15 protein-coding genes are annotated in these 14,666 nt (G+C 67.0%); 4 read left to right on the top strand and 11 right to left on the bottom strand.

What is annotated here, in order from left to right; genetic code table 11:
• The 7 genes from WAZ62_RS10790 to coxB form a co-directional block, all read right to left on the bottom strand.
• Window positions 1-744 (bottom strand): SURF1 family protein, encoded by a 744-nt coding sequence (locus tag WAZ62_RS10790; protein ID WP_422643531.1) that lies wholly within the window; start codon window positions 742-744, stop codon window positions 1-3.
• A gap of 13 nt (window positions 745-757) precedes the next feature.
• Window positions 758-1,033 carry a DUF983 domain-containing protein gene (locus tag WAZ62_RS10795; protein WP_422643532.1) on the bottom strand — a complete coding sequence of 92 codons (276 nt, stop codon included), beginning with the start codon at window positions 1,031-1,033 and terminating at the stop codon, window positions 758-760.
• Window positions 1,034-1,094: 61 nt separating this feature from the next.
• Window positions 1,095-1,949, bottom strand: a complete 855-nt coding sequence (locus WAZ62_RS10800; RefSeq protein ID WP_422643533.1) for a cytochrome c oxidase subunit 3 — start codon at window positions 1,947-1,949, stop codon at window positions 1,095-1,097.
• 29 nt (window positions 1,950-1,978) lie between these two features.
• A complete protein-coding gene (locus tag WAZ62_RS10805; protein ID WP_422643534.1) occupies window positions 1,979-2,587 on the bottom strand; it encodes a cytochrome c oxidase assembly protein in 609 nt (202 codons plus the stop codon).
• A gap of 132 nt (window positions 2,588-2,719) precedes the next feature.
• Complete coding sequence (locus WAZ62_RS10810; RefSeq protein ID WP_422643535.1) at window positions 2,720-3,655, bottom strand: heme o synthase; 936 nt, start codon at window positions 3,653-3,655, stop codon at window positions 2,720-2,722.
• Window positions 3,656-3,680: 25 nt separating this feature from the next.
• Window positions 3,681-5,330 carry a cytochrome c oxidase subunit I gene (gene ctaD, locus WAZ62_RS10815; RefSeq protein ID WP_422643536.1) on the bottom strand — a complete coding sequence of 550 codons (1,650 nt, stop codon included), beginning with the start codon at window positions 5,328-5,330 and terminating at the stop codon, window positions 3,681-3,683.
• Between the two features lie 22 nt (window positions 5,331-5,352).
• Window positions 5,353-6,207, bottom strand: coding sequence for a cytochrome c oxidase subunit II (coxB, locus tag WAZ62_RS10820; protein WP_422643537.1), 855 nt, complete (start codon window positions 6,205-6,207; stop codon window positions 5,353-5,355).
• A 370-nt stretch (window positions 6,208-6,577) separates the two neighbouring features.
• Here coxB and tldD point away from each other — a divergent pair, with 370 nt between their 5' ends.
• On the top strand, window positions 6,578-8,017 hold the full coding sequence (gene tldD, locus WAZ62_RS10825; protein ID WP_422643538.1) for a metalloprotease TldD: 1,440 nt from the start codon (window positions 6,578-6,580) through the stop codon (window positions 8,015-8,017).
• Here the strand turns inward: tldD and WAZ62_RS10830 are convergent.
• On the bottom strand, window positions 8,014-8,922 hold the full coding sequence (locus tag WAZ62_RS10830; protein WP_422643539.1) for a hypothetical protein: 909 nt from the start codon (window positions 8,920-8,922) through the stop codon (window positions 8,014-8,016). The two genes, tldD and WAZ62_RS10830, sit on opposite strands and share 4 nt — an antisense overlap.
• A gap of 132 nt (window positions 8,923-9,054) precedes the next feature.
• Here WAZ62_RS10830 and WAZ62_RS10835 point away from each other — a divergent pair, with 132 nt between their 5' ends.
• Complete coding sequence (locus tag WAZ62_RS10835; protein WP_422643540.1) at window positions 9,055-9,534, top strand: hypothetical protein; 480 nt, start codon at window positions 9,055-9,057, stop codon at window positions 9,532-9,534.
• A 26-nt stretch (window positions 9,535-9,560) separates the two neighbouring features.
• Here WAZ62_RS10835 and WAZ62_RS10840 read toward each other — a convergent pair whose 3' ends face one another.
• Together WAZ62_RS10840 and WAZ62_RS10845 are read right to left on the bottom strand one after the other, a co-directional pair.
• The gene (locus WAZ62_RS10840) at window positions 9,561-10,922 is read right to left on the bottom strand and encodes a glutamate--cysteine ligase (protein WP_422643541.1); all 1,362 of its coding nucleotides are present in this window, start codon (window positions 10,920-10,922) and stop codon (window positions 9,561-9,563) included.
• A gap of 118 nt (window positions 10,923-11,040) precedes the next feature.
• Entirely contained in the window at window positions 11,041-11,769 is a 729-nt protein-coding gene (locus WAZ62_RS10845; protein WP_422643542.1) for a 16S rRNA (uracil(1498)-N(3))-methyltransferase, read from the bottom strand.
• Between the two features lie 58 nt (window positions 11,770-11,827).
• Here WAZ62_RS10845 and ubiA point away from each other — a divergent pair, with 58 nt between their 5' ends.
• Both ubiA and WAZ62_RS10855 read left to right on the top strand, forming a co-directional pair.
• A complete protein-coding gene (gene ubiA, locus WAZ62_RS10850) occupies window positions 11,828-12,763 on the top strand; it encodes a 4-hydroxybenzoate octaprenyltransferase (protein WP_422643543.1) in 936 nt (311 codons plus the stop codon).
• Between the two features lie 71 nt (window positions 12,764-12,834).
• Window positions 12,835-13,512, top strand: a complete 678-nt coding sequence (locus WAZ62_RS10855; protein WP_422643544.1) for a tellurite resistance TerB family protein — start codon at window positions 12,835-12,837, stop codon at window positions 13,510-13,512.
• Window positions 13,513-13,521: 9 nt separating this feature from the next.
• On the opposite strand, the gene WAZ62_RS10860 is transcribed toward WAZ62_RS10855, so the two are convergent.
• Window positions 13,522-14,666, bottom strand: a 1,145-nt coding sequence (locus tag WAZ62_RS10860) for a flavodoxin domain-containing protein (protein WP_422643545.1), incomplete at its 5' end; no start/stop codon positions are given.

A 14,666-nucleotide genomic window follows, 5' to 3' on the forward strand; every position in this document is an offset into this window, starting at 1 on the left:
TCAGGCCTTCTCCGGCGTCACCGGCTTGAAGTGATAGAAGAAATAGACCGCGAAAATACCGATCGCGAGGGCGAACCAGGTGATCGCATATTGCAGATGGTCATTGCGCAGGTTGATCACGCTCTGGCCGCCGATGGGCAGGCCGCCCGGATTGGGTGTCGCATCCGCCTCGACGATCAGGGGCAGGGCATCCGGGGCATGGGCCGCCTTGGCCATGGCCGGCAGATCGCCCCAGAACCAGACGTTCTTCGCCGGGTCATTGTCGGGCACGAACCAGCCCTGGGGCCAGCCCGGGCGCGCCATGCCGGTCACCGTCACCTCGCCAGCGACGAGACTGTCGGGACGGCTGCCCTGGTCGCGGAAATCGGTCGGTAGCCAGCCCCGGTTCACCATCACCGTCGTGCCATCCGCCCGGACCAGCGGGGTGACGATCTGGTAGCCCTGCCTGGCGTCCTCGGAATAGGCGACGATGTGGATCTCGTCCGCGTGGCGGAAGGTGCCGGTGACGCTGACCGTGCGGTAGCGCCAGGCCTCGGGATCGTCGATCTTGGTCGGCAGCACTGCCGGCGGCAGCAGGCGATGAGCCTCGAGCGCGTCGATCAGCCCCTGTTTCCAGGTCATGCGCTGCAGCTGCCACGCCCCGAGGGCGAGCAGCAGGGCGACGGTGATCGCGGTGACGATGGACGGCCCGAAGGTGGGACGGAAACGGCGCGACCCCGTGGGGGTCGCAGTCTGGGTGGCCATGATGGGCCCCTTCTTACCAGCCGAGCTTGCGATATTGCTGGTGTATGAGCGCGGTCTTGATCCGGCGCAACATGTAGATGGACGCGACGAGGATCAGGGGCAGCCAGATGATCAGGTGCAACCAGATCGGCGGCTCGTAGTTGACTTCGAGCCAGAGGGCGCCGCCGGTGACGAGGGCGCCCAGGATCAGCACGACGAAGACGGCGGGGCCGTCTCCGGTATCGATGGCGGTATAATCCAGTCCGCAGGAGGAGCATTTCTCACGCAGGTTGAGGAGGCCCGTGAACAACGGGCCCTGTCCACAACGCGGGCAACGGGCCTTGGCCAAATGAATGCTCCTCCCCGAAGGTTCAGCCGTGCGCGGCGACGGTGCCGGCGCCCCAGACGTAGATGCTGGCGAACAGGAAGATCCACACCACGTCGACGAAATGCCAGTACCAGGCCGCCGCCTCGAAGCCGAAATGGCTGGTCGGGGTGAAATGGCCGCGATAGGCGCGCACCAGGCAGATCAGCAGGAAGATCGTGCCGATGATGACGTGGAAGCCGTGGAAGCCGGTCGCCATGAAGAAACTGCCGGCATAGAAATTCGCGCCCGCCTCGTTGCCGCCGAAGGTAAAGGCGGCATGGGCATATTCATAGGCCTGCACGCAGGAGAAGAAGAAGCCGAGGATCACGGTCAGGATCAGGCCCTGAATGAGGCCCTTGCGGTTGCCTTCCAGCAGCGCGTGGTGCGCCCAGGTCACGGTGGTGCCCGACAAAAGCAGGATCACGGTGTTCATGAAGGGCAGGTGCCAGGGATCGAAGCTCTCGATGCCCTTGGGCGGCCAGACATGGCCCATGGCCTCGGTCGGGTACAGGGCGCCGTAGAAATAGGCCCAGAACCAGGCGACGAAGAACATCACTTCCGAAGCGATGAAGAGGACCATGCCGTAGCGCAGGCCCAGCTTGATCACCGGGGTATGTTCCTTCTTGTGGACCGACTCGTCGACCACGTCCCGCCACCAGGCCAGCATGGTGTAGAGCACGCCCGCGAGGCCGACCAGGAACAGGGTCGACTTGGTCGGCATGAAGGACAGGAACGTCTCGGGGTGCATCCAGTGCACGGCGCCAAGCGCCATGACCAGCGCCGAGAACGAGCCAAGGAAGGGCCACGGGCTCGGATTGAGCAGGTGGTAGTCGTGTTGGGGAGTATCTGCGTGCGCCATGGCTGTCGGTCCCTCGAACGGATCCTTGGTCAATTGATGGGTGCTGCCGGGGTCGGAGCGGCGGCGGCCTGGGCCTCGTCGTTCTGATCCCGGAAGAACGTGTAGGAAAGCGTGATGGTCTTCACTTCGTCGACGTTGCGGTCATCGGCGACCGCGGGGTCGATATAGAAAAGCACCGGCATGTCGATCTCCTGCCCGGGCTGGAGCGTCTGCTCCTCGAAGCAGAAGCAGGCGATCTTCACGAAGTAGGGGCCGGTCTTGTCGGGCGTCACGTTGAACAGCGCGCGGCCGGTCACCGGACGATCGGCATGGTTGATCGCCTTGTAATAGATGACTTTCTGCTCGCCGGCCTTGACCGTGACGGAGGCCTGCTCGGGCTTGAAGGTCCAGGGCAATTCGCCCGACGTATTGGCGTCGAACTGGACGGTGAACAGCCGGTCGGACGTGACGGCGGGCGCCGCGGCGCCATCCTCGGCGCGCTGCGTGGTGCCGCCATAGCCGGTCGCGGCGCAGAACAGCTTGTAGAGCGGCACCGAGGCATAGGTCAGCCCGAGCATTCCGGCGACGGTGGCGGCAAGGACGATCGCCGTCCTGCCGTGGCGGGGCGGGCGATGATCGGGATGGGGGGTCTCTCTCATCCGCCGGACACCTTCACCAGGGAGACCAGGAAAATGATCACGACCCAGGCCACCAGCGCGAGGCCGAGGGCGATATTGCGGCTACGCCGCCGGCGATGCATTTCGGATATCGGCATGACGCTCATTCCACGCTCAGGGCAAGCCCGCCAGACGCCCGACCAGCAGCAGGGCGAAGAGCAGGAACAGATAGAGGATGGAATAGCCGAACAACTGCATCGCCGAGCGGTTGTCGCGCTTCACATAGAGGCGAGCCGACAGGGCGACGAAGACGAGGCCGAGGATGCCGGCGGCGACGCCATAGACGAGACCGGCGAAGCCGAGCAGCGTCGGCGCGAGGCCGAGCGGCGCCAGCAGGACGGCATAGGCGAGGATCTGGCGGCGGGTCGATTCGGGGCCGGCGACGTTCGGCATCATGGGCACGCCGACGGCGCCGTAGTCGGCGGCCTTGACCAGCGAGAGAGCCCAGAAATGAGGCGGCGTCCAGACGAAGATCAGGGCGCAGAGTGAAAGCGATTCGATCGAGACCGTACCGGTGACCGCGGCCCAGCCGATGACCGGGGGCAGCGCGCCCGACAGGCCGCCGATGACGATGTTCTGGGGCGTGCGCCGCTTCAGATACATCGTGTAGACAACGACATAGAAGAAGATCGTGAAGGCGAGCAGGGCCGCCGACAGGACATTGACCAGCAGCCCCATGGTCAGCACCGAAGCGACCGATAGGACGATGCCGAACGCCTTGGCATCCCCGGCGCTGACGCGGCCCGAGGGGATGGGGCGGGACTGGGTACGCGACATGCGGGCATCGATATCCGCGTCGTACCACATGTTCAGGGCGCCCGAGGCACCCGCGCCCACCGCGATGCAGAGGAGGGCGGTGAATCCGATGATCGGGTTGAGGTCGCCCGGCGCGAGCACGAGACCGACCAGCCCGGTGAAGACCACGAGCGACATGACCCGCGGCTTGAGCAGCGCGAAGAAATCCGACGCGCGGCCGTCGAGGTCCGCCTCCAGGGAGGCGGACCCCGCGCCTTGCGCGGTCGAGAGACGATGATCGGTGACGATGGTCACGTGAAGTTTCTCCGACCGCTTGCTGTCAGTGGTGACCGCTGGCCTTGATGACCGGCAGTTCGTTGAACTGGTGGAACGGCGGCGGCGAGGACAGGGTCCACTCCAGCGTCTCGGCGCCTTCGCCCCACGGGTTGGCGGCGGCGCGCTTGCCCGACAGGAAGGCGTGCAGCACGACGAAGAGGAAGAAGATCACGCTCAAGCCCGAGAGATAGGCACCGTAGGAGGCGATCCGGTTCCAGTCCGCGAAAGCGTCCGGATAGTCGGGAATGCGGCGCGGCATCCCGGCGAGGCCGAGGAAGTGCATCGGGAAGAACAGAAGGTTCACGCCGATGAACATCATCCAGAAGTGAATCTTGCCCAGCGTCTCGGAGTACATGTAGCCGGACATCTTCGGGAACCAGTAGTAGAAGCCCGCGAAGATCGAGAACACGGCGCCCAGCGACAGCACGTAGTGGAAATGCGCCACGACGTAATAGGTGTTGTGAAGCGCGGTATCGATGCCGGCGTTGGCCAGCACGACGCCGGTCACGCCGCCGACGGTGAACAGGAAGATGAAGCCGATCGCCCAGATCATCGGCGTCGTGAAGCGGATCGAGCCGCCCCACATGGTCGCGATCCAGGAGAAGATCTTGATGCCGGTCGGCACCGCGATGACCATGGTCGCAGCGGTGAAATAGGCGCGGGTGTCGACCGACAGGCCGGTCGTGTACATGTGGTGCGCCCACACGATGAAGCCGACGACGCCGATCGCGACCATGGCGTAGGCCATGCCGAGATAGCCGAACACGGGCTTGCGGCTGAAGGTCGAGATGATGTGGCTGATGATGCCGAAGCCCGGCAGGATCATGATGTAGACTTCGGGGTGACCGAAGAACCAGAACAGATGCTGGAACAGGATCGGATCACCGCCACCGGCCGGATTGAAGAAGGCCGTGCCGAAGTTGCGGTCCGTCAGCAGCATGGTGATGGCGCCGGCCAGGACGGGCAGCGACAGCAGCAGCAGGAAGGCGGTCACGAGCACCGACCAGGCGAACAGCGGCATGCGGTGCAGGGTCATGCCCGGCGCGCGCATGTTGAAGATCGTGGTGATGAAGTTGATCGCGCCGAGGATCGACGACGCACCCGAGAGGTGCAGCGACAGGATCGCGAGATCGACCGCGGGGCCGTCATGGGTGACGACGCCGGGGACGTTCGACGACAGTGGCGTGTAGATCGTCCAGCCCGTGCCGACGCCCGCGTCGGAGCCGATGCCCGGCACGAAGACCGAGATCAGCAGCAGGATGAAGGACGGGACCAGCAGCCAGAACGAGATATTGTTCATGCGCGGGAAGGCCATGTCCGGCGCGCCGATCATCAGCGGCACGAACCAGTTGCCGAAGCCGCCGATCATCGCCGGCATGATCACGAAGAACACCATGATCAGGCCATGGCCCGTCACCAGCACGTTGAAGAGGTGATGGTTCTGGATCCACTGGGTGCCCGGCTCCTGCAGCTCGAGGCGCATCAGCATCGACATGGCGCCGCCGATCAGACCCGCGATCACCGCGAAGATCAGATAGAGGGAGCCGATGTCCTTGTGGTTGGTCGAAAACAGCCAGCGACGAAGCCCGGTCGGGTGACCGTGATCGTCGTGGCCATGGGCCTCGTGGCCGTGAGCGGCAGCATTGCTCGCCATCTGTTGCGTCCCTTTCGAGCGATCAGTTCGCGGTGGCCGCGGCCGAGGCCGAGGCGACATTGGTGGTGGTCGACGGAATGCCGGCCTGGGCCTTCTGCTGGGCGATCCAGGCGGCGTATTCCTCCTTGGAGACGACCTTCACCTCGACCGGCATGAAGCCGTGGTCCGAGCCGCAGATCTGCTGGCACATGCCGTAGTAGGTGCCGGTCTTCTCGGCCTTGAACCAGCTTTCGTTGGCGTGGCCGGGGTTGGCGTATTTCTGCACGCCGAAGGCCGGAACGGCCCAGGAGTGGATCACGTTGTCCGAGGTGACGATGACGCGGACCACGGTATCGACCGGCACGACCATCGGGTTGTCGGTCGAGAGCAGGCGGATCTTGCCATCGGTCGCTTCCGCCGCGGTGCGGGCGGCGATGCGGGACTCGATCGTCACGTCGCCGGCGTCCGGGTAGGAATAGGCCCAGTACCACTGATAGCCCTGAACCTTCACGGTCATTTCCGCGTCGGCGGCCTTGTCCGAGAAATAGAGCAGGCGGAACGACGGGATGGCGATCACGACCAGGATCATGATCGGCGCGACGGTCCACAACACCTCGATCAGCGTGTTGTGCGAAGTCCGCGACGGGTTCGGGTTCGCCGAAGCCCGGAAACGGTACATCACGTAAACCAGCAGCCCCGCGACGAACACCGTGATGGTGATGATGATCACCAGCAGCAGGTCATGGAAGCTGTTGATTTTCTCGGCGACCGGCGTCACCGCCGGTTGCAGGTTGAGTTCCCAGCGTTCGGGCTGGGCCGCGAGAGCGAGGCCCGGCAGGGCCGCCCCGGTGATCAGGGAAATCAGGCCAGTGGTGGCCCTGTCGAGCTTGTGACCCATGGGTCGATCCAACTCCCGCTTTGCTGTCCGGTCCGGGCGCGACATTTCGCCCGGCCCACCCCTCGTGAAATTCCGTGCCGTCCGGCGAAGCCCCGGCCAGACCGAATGGGTACATTCGATCGTGTCGGTCCGCCAGCCTCAAGTGCATGGCAAACCTATCACCGGCGTGGGGCCCGCGAACAGATGTTGCGTCTGGCGCATTATACTGTCCGGGGCGGCAGCACCATTCGCCGCCCCGGTCTTGCGACGTTATGACGCAAAACACAATTGATCAGCGTCATTTTTTGATGCCTTGCCGAAATCTGCCCCGGGCGGGTGACGAAAGCGGCCGGATCCCCCATATTAGAGGCCTTGCCAAGGAGCCTTTGCGATGTCCGAGTCCGACCGTCTGGTGCCCGATGCCCTGTTTTTCGAGCGCGCGGGCCTCGACCCCGCCCGTGTCGATCGCCTGGTCGACGGGGCGCTCGAAGGGGCCGACGACGGCGAATTGTTCCTCGAATATTCGCAGTCCGAATCATATGCCTTCGACGACGGGCGTCTGAAGGCGGCGAGTTTCGACAGCTCGCAGGGTTTTGGCCTCCGTGCCGTCGCTGGCGAGGCGACCGGATTCGCCCATGCCGCCGAACTCTCGGAAGACGCCATCGCCCGTGCCGCGCGCACCGTGCAGGCGGTCGCCCGGGGCAATGGCGGCGTGATGGCGCCGCCGCCGCCCGGCACCAATGCCCGGCTTTATGTCGAGGATAATCCGCTGTCCGACGTGCCCTTCGAGGCGAAGACCAATCTCCTCGCCGAGATCGACGCCTATGCGCGGGCGAAGGACCCGCGGGTGCGCCAGGTTTCCGCCTCGCTCTCGGGCTCGTGGCAGGTGGTCGAGATCGTGCGGGCCTCGGGCCTTCGGGTGCGCGATGTCCGGCCGCTGGTCCGCCTGAACGTCTCGGTCGTCGTCGAGGCCAATGGCAAGCAGGAATCCGGCAGTTACGGCGCCGGGGAGCGCGGCTTCTACACGAAATACATGGATCCCGCCCATTGGCGGGGCGCGGTCGACGAGGCGCTGCGCCAGGCCCTCGTCAATGTCGACGCGGTGGCGGCGCCGGCGGGCGAAATGCCCGTGGTGCTGGGCTCCGGCTGGCCGGGCATCCTCCTGCACGAGGCGATCGGCCACGGGCTGGAAGGCGATTTCAACCGCAAGAAGACGTCGGCCTTCTCGGGCCTCATGGGCAAGCAGGTCGCGGCCAGGGGCGTCACCGTCGTCGACGACGGCACCTTGCCCGGCCGGCGCGGCTCGCTGACCGTCGACGATGAAGGCACGCCGACCAGCCGCACCACGCTGATCGAGGACGGCATTCTCGTCGGCTATCTGCAGGACCGGCTGAACGCCCGGCTGATGGGCATGAAGCCGACCGGCAACGGCCGTCGCCAGTCCTACGCCCATGCCCCGATGCCGCGCATGACCAACACGATCATGCTGGGCGGCGATGCCACGAAAGACGACATCATCGCCTCGGTGAAGGACGGGCTCTATGCCGTCAATTTCGGCGGCGGCCAGGTCGACATCACCTCGGGCAAATTCGTCTTCACCTGCACCGAGGCCTATCTGATTCAGAACGGCAAGGTCGGCCCGGCGGTCAAGGGCGCGACCCTGATCGGCAATGGCCCGGACTGCCTGACCCAGGTGCGCGCCGTCGCCAACGACCTGGCGCTCGATCCCGGCATCGGCACCTGCGGCAAGTCGGGCCAGGGCGTGCCGGTCGGCGTCGGCCAGCCCACCCTGCTGATCGACGGCCTCACCATCGGCGGCACCGGCGCCTAATTGGCGGTGATCGCCCGGCGGATCGGGGCGAGGGGGGCGCTGTCGTCGAACAGGATCGCCCCGCCTTCCGCGCGGACGCCGAGGGCGGCGAACAGCGCGGGCAGGTCGGCGGGCGACGGAACGGCGGACATTTTCGCATAGAGCTCGGCGAGGGCGTCCGTCCCGGTGGCGCGGTCACCGGTGGCGATGATCTCCTCCATCGACCAATAGGCGGTATTGCCGCCGCTGGCCCGGTTGATCGCCGTGAAGGCATCGCGCAAGGAATGGCGACCCTCGCTTTGCTGGCGGATGGCGATATCGGCCAGCAGGCAGAAGATCGCCCCGCCCCAATAGGTGCGGCCCCAGGTCGGCGTGAAATCGAGGCCCCGATCGCCCGCCTCGGGCTCGCCCTTGGGCATGCCGGACAGGGCGTCGCGCCAGACGGCTTCCGCCGGAATCTGGCCGGCCATGGCCCGCGCCACCGGCTCGACATAGACCGCGCTGCCTTCCAGCAACCACAGAAAGCGCTCGTCCATCTGGGGCAGGGCCAGATGGACCATCTCGTGGGTCAGCACCCAATCCCGGGCGAAGGCGTCGTCGCCCGCGTCGCGGCCGACGATGACCCGGATGGCCGAGCCGTGAAAGCCGAAGGTCGTGCCGGTCTTCACCCGGTCGCCGCCATCGGCGATGACCAGCAGGCCGACATCGTCGACGGGAAAGCGCCCGAAGTAGGTGGTGACGGCGGTCGCCGCCCGCCGCACCCAGGCCAGCACCCTGTCGCGGTCGAGGCCCCGGGCGCCATCGGCGAAGACGACGCGGATGCGACCGCCTCCGCATTCGACAACGGCATCGGCCGCCTCGTCGAGCGCGAGATAGACGCGGCGAGGGTCGTCGAAATCCGCCGCCGCGGCGGGTAGACCGGACATGAACAACCCGAGGATGGCGCCGGCAAGACGCAAGAGCATGGCGCGAACCCCACTTTCGATCGGCTGGGCAAATCATACCCCTGCTGTAAGTTCGTCCGGGAATCGGACGAAGTTCCGCAAGCGGAGGAAAAAATGAACGGCCTGTCTCCCGAAGCCCGGCGTCTTGCCGGAAACGGCGCGCTTGTCATCGCCGCCGGCCTGATCGCTGGCTTCTGTCTCGGATTCGTCGCCATCGGCGGCTTCATCCTCGATCCGCTGCCCAGCGCGCGCTTCGATTTTCCGGGTAGCGAGAAGGGCTGGCGGGCCATGCATGTCGGCAGCCTGCTGAACGGCGTGATGGCGCTGGCCGTGGCCGGCATCATCGATCGGGCCATCGCCTCGGCAAAAGCCAGGGCCTGGATCGCCAATGGCCTCGTCTTCGCCGTCTGGGCGAACACGGTCTTCTATCTCTTCGCCAATTTCGCCGCCAACCGGGGTCTGTCGCCCTGGGACAATGCGGCGGGGCCGGGCAATCTGGCCGGGTTGATCGCCTTCACCCCGGCGGCCCTCGGGGCTTTCCTGACCCTTATCCTGATGCTGATGTTCGCGAAAAACGCCTTCAGCGGGCGCTGAAGGCGCTCCTCGGCGCGGCGCGGCGCTCAGTAGGCGTATTCGGCGAACAACTGCCGGATATCGCCGTGCCAGCGCCCGTTATAGGCCTCGAGCAGGTCGTCGGCCGGGCTCTTGCCGGTCTCGACCGTCTTTTTCAGAACCTCGATGAACATGGTCTCGTCGCTGCCCATGCCATTGTCCTCGGCGCGCTTGGCGAGGCCACGCTCGGCGATGGCGACGACCTTGCGGGCGATGTCGAGCACGGTGCCGCCCCGGAAGGGCGCCCGCAGGCCGAGGCGCGGCACGGCGGCGCGTAACGCCTCGCGCTCCTCCGCCGTCCAGTCCTTCACGAGGTCGAGACAGGCGGCCAGCGCGTCGTCGCAATAGATCAGCCCGACCCAGAGCGCGGGAAGGGCGCAGAGCCGCTTCCACGGGCCGCCATCGGCGCCCCGCATCTCGATGTAGCGCTTCACCCTTGCTTCCGGGAACAGGGTGGTGAGATGGGCCGACCAGTCGCCGAGATGGGGTTTTTCGCCGGGCAGGGCGGGCAGCCTGCCGTCGAGGAAGTCGCGGAACGACTGGCCCGAGGCATCGATGTATTTCCCGTCGCGATAGACGAAATACATCGGCACATCGAGCGCCCAGTCGACGTATTGCTCGAAACCGAAACCCGGCTCGAAGGCGAAGGGCAGCAGGCCGGTGCGGTCCGGATCGGTATCGGACCAGATATGGCCGCGATAGGACTGGAAGCCGTTCGGCTTGCCCTCGGTGAAGGGCGAATTGGCGAAAAGCGCGGTCGCGATCGGCTGCAGGGCGAGGGCGACGCGCAGCTTCGCCACCATGTCGGCTTCCGAGCCGAAATCGAGATTCACCTGCACCGTCGAGGTGCGCAGCATCATGTCGAGGCCGAGATTGCCCTTCTTCGGCATGTAGGACCGCATGATGTCATAGCGGCCCTTGGGCATCACCGGGATCTCGTCCCGCTTCCAGGTCGGCGCGAAGCCGAGGCCGATGAAGCCGAGGCCCAATTCCCGCGCGACTTCCTGGACCTGCTCGAGATGGGTGCCGACCTCGCCGCAGGTCTGGTGGATGGTCTGGAGCGGGGCGCCCGACAACTCGAACTGGCCGCCGGGCTCGAGGCTGATCGAGGCGCCGTTCATCTCGAGGGCGATGATATTCTCGCCCTCGAGGACGGGGGTCCAGCCGAAGCGGCGCAGGCCTTCCAGCATGGCGCGGATGCCATGGTCGCCGCCATAGGGGACGGGGCCGAGGTCGTTCAGGCGAAAGCCGAATTTCTCGTGCTCGGTACCGATCAGCCATTCGGCCTTGGGCCTGGCGCCGCCGGCCATCCATTCCACAAGCTGGCGACGGCTTTCGATCGGCTCTCCGGCCGTCTGTACACCCGACATGCGCTATCTCCCGCCCAAGCTGGTCTGGTTGACTAGCCGAAAGCCGATCACCCTGTCCAGCATCGCGGGACGCAGGCCCGACATGCGTTTCCGGGCGTAACTTTCCGGCGCGGAGGGCTCAGGCCTGCCGGGCCGCTTCGATCAGGGCCAGGGCGGCGATGGCGGCGGTTTCGGCGCGCAGGATGCGGCGGCCGAGGCCGACCGGGCGCACGAAGGCAAGGCGGCGGAGGAGCACGCGCTCCACGGGATCGAAGCCGCCTTCGGGGCCGATCAGCACGCCGGCCGGCGATTCGCCGAGGCCTTTGGCGGCGTCGAGCAGGGGCGGCACGTCGCCCCCCTCGTCGCAGAAGAACAGGGGAATCGCCGGGTCCCAGTCGCCCAGCACCTGGTCGAGCTTGCGGATTTCGGCGATTTCGGGGATGGCGAGGCGACCGCATTGTTCCGCCGCCTCGATCGCATTGGCGCGCATCCGCTGGCTGTTGGCGCGGTCGATCACGGTGCGCCGGGTGATCGCCGGGACAAGGCGGGTGGCGCCCAGCTCCGTCGCCTTCTCGGCGACGAATTCGACCTTGGCGCCTCTGATGGGCGCGAAGACGAGGATGGTTTCCGCCTCGGCCGGTTGCGGCGCCAGCGGCTCGAGCGGGGTGAGGGCGCCGCCCTTCTTGCCGATCCGGCCGAAGGCGGCGCGCCATTCGCCGTCGCGGCCGTTGAAGACGCAGGCCTGATCGCCGTCACCAAGACGCAGCACATGACCGAGATAATGCACCTGCCCCTCGTCCAGCGCGACCGGCGTGCCCGCCGCCAGCGGGGCATCGACGAACAGGCGGTAGCGGGGGCGTTCACTCATCAGGCGTCACTCGTTTCTTGAGGCGTGGCGGCATTGGGGGTAGCACAGCAGGATGAACATGCCCACCGCCCCGATCACGACCCCCGAACTGAAACCGGCCGATGCCGCGCCGAATTCCTGGGTCGACCGCAGCCCGCCGGCACTTCGCCCTTACCTGCGCCTCGCCCGGGTGGACCGGCCGATCGGCATCTGGCTCCTGATGCTGCCGTGCTGGTGGTCGGCGGCGCTGGCGGCGCCGGCTGGCCATCTGCCCGACCTCGGGCTGCTGGTGCTGTTCTTCATCGGGGCGACGGTGATGCGGGGCGCGGGCTGCACCCTCAACGATATCGCCGACCGGGATATCGACGCCCAGGTCGCCCGCACGCGGGGGCGGCCGCTGCCGTCCGGCGCCCTCGGGGTGAAGGCGGGTTTCGCCTTCCTCGGGCTGCAGGCGCTGGTCGGCCTCGGGGTTCTTCTGTCGATGAACAGCTTCACCGTCTGGCTCGGCGTCGCCTCGCTGCTGCCGGTCGCGGTCTATCCCTTCATGAAGCGGATCACCTATTGGCCGCAGGCCGTGCTCGGCATCGCCTTCAATTGGGGCGCGCTGGTCGGCTGGTCGGCGGTGCGTGGCGATCTGGGCTGGCCCGCCATTCTCCTTTATCTCGCCGGGATCCTGTGGACCCTCGGCTATGACACGATCTATGCCCATCAGGACAAGGAAGACGACGCCATCGTCGGCGTGAAGTCGACGGCGCTGCGCCTCGGGGCCAGGACGCGGCCCTTCATATGGGCGGTTTATGGCGGCACGGTGGGTCTGATCGCCGGGGCGGGCGCGCTGGTTGGCCTCGGCTGGCCCTTCTGGCTCGGCCTCGGGGCTTGCGCCGGTCATCTGGCCTGGCAGGCGGCGGTGACCGATTTCGACGACGGCGCCGAATGCCTCGCCAAATTCAAGTCGAACGCGCGCATGGGCTTCGTCCTCTTCCTCGCGATCGCGGCCGGGCAATTTACGGCCTGAGGCCGGCGGCCCTTGAATCCACGGCGATGACCCCGATCTAGCCAGCGGGACCCTTGCCGTGGAGTGAATGCATGTTCGACGCCAAATCGCTGCTTGACCGGGTTCTCGGCTCCGACATCGGCCGCAACGCGAAGGGCCGGCTGGACCGCATGGAGGGCAGCACCGGCTTTGCCTCCGGCGCCGCCGCTGGCGGCTTGCTCGGCCTGCTGCTCGGCTCCCGATCCGGGCGTCATCTGGTCGGTGATGTCGCCAAGGTGGGCGGGGCCGCCGCCCTTGGCTATTTCGCCTGGAAAGCCTATCGCAACTGGCAGGACGGCAAGGCGCCGGGGCCGGTCGCCGCCGATCCCGCCGGCCTGCCGCCGCCGGAATTCCACGCAGGCACGGCCGGGGCCGATGGCAAGCCCTTCGCCCTCGCGCTGCTGACCGCCATGGTCGGGGCCGCCAAGGCGGATGGCCATGTCGATCCGCAGGAACAGAACCGGCTGTTTTCCGAGGTCGAGCGCCTCGGCCTCGGTGCGGAGGAAAAGGCGGCGGTGTTCGATCTCCTGGCCCGGCCCATCGCCATCGACGAGATCGCGCGGGAGGCGGCGACGCCCGAACAGGCGGCGGAGCTTTACCTCGCCGCCCGTCTCGCCATCGATCCGGACCAGGCGGCGGAACGCGCCTTTCTCGACGGGCTGGCGGCCCGGCTGCGGCTGGAGCCGGGCCTTGCCGCCCATCTCGACGCCCAGGTGACCGCCAGCGCCTGAGCCGCGTCGTCAGCCGAAGAGATCGAAGGCGAGCCGGCCGGACTGGCGCCAGCCTTCGATCTCGACCCGGGCCGCCTCGCGGTCCCGCCCGCCGAAATCGATCAAGATATCGACCAGCGCCGCTTCCACCCCAAACCCGAGATCACTGCGGCCGCAGACCCGGACGAAGGCGCCGTCCTCCAGCAGCCAGCGGCACAATTCCCGCCCTTCCGCGCGCATTCGGTCCTGAACGTGCAGCCGCTCCCCCTCGCGGGAGAAGGCGGTGGACAGGTGGCTGAGCGTGCCGGCCGCGAGGTCGGCCTCCAGACGGGCGCGGTGCAGGAAATCGCCCGTCTGCTTGCGGCAACCGAAGATCAGCCAGACGGGACCCGCTTCCGCCTTGCCGCGCCGCTCGTCGAGGAAACCCATGAAGGGCGCGATGCCGCAGCCGCCCGCGATCATGACGAGGGGGCGGGTGAGGTCGGCGGGCGCGCGGAAGGCTTCATGCCGGTGCAGCACCGCCTCGATCCGGCTGCCGGGCGCCAGATCCCGGCACAGCAGGCCGGAGGCGAGGCCGAAATGCTCCCGCCCCTCCGCGTCGAGGTAGCGGGCCAGGCCAACGGTCAGCTCGATCCGCCGGAGATCGGCGCTGCCGATCGAATAGCTGCGCGGCGCGGCGCCGTCCGGCGTGATCATCAGCAGGTCGCCCGGGCGATAATCCAGATCGGCGTCGGCGGTCAGGATGATGTGCCAGCTCTCGGCGACATCCGGATCGTTTTCGGCGGTCAGCAGAGCGCGGCCTTCCATAATCAGGGAGACCGGGCGGTCCGCCGACTGGACATCCCGCAGCTCGATTCCGGGGAACAGGCGGGTCAGCCAGTCGCGCCAGGGTGCGGCCGGATCGCCATCGGCGCAGGTCATGGGCGCGGCGGCGCGGGCACCGGCGGCGGTCAGGGCGTCGTCCAGCAGGTGGGCGCCGCCGCAGAACTTGGTATAGCGACGGTCGCCCAGGGCCAGAAGGTGATAGCGGACGCCGTCCAGCCGCTGGCTTCCCAGCGCGGTCAGAAAGCGTTTACCGCTGTCGGGCAATTCGCCTTCGCCTGTCGTCGAGGCGATGAGGAGGATGGTCTCGAAACCCGCCAGTTCGGCGGGGCTCACGGTGCCGAGGGCGGCGC

Source organism: Zavarzinia sp. (genome assembly GCF_049306435.1).
Taxonomy (GTDB): domain Bacteria; phylum Pseudomonadota; class Alphaproteobacteria; order Zavarziniales; family Zavarziniaceae; genus Zavarzinia.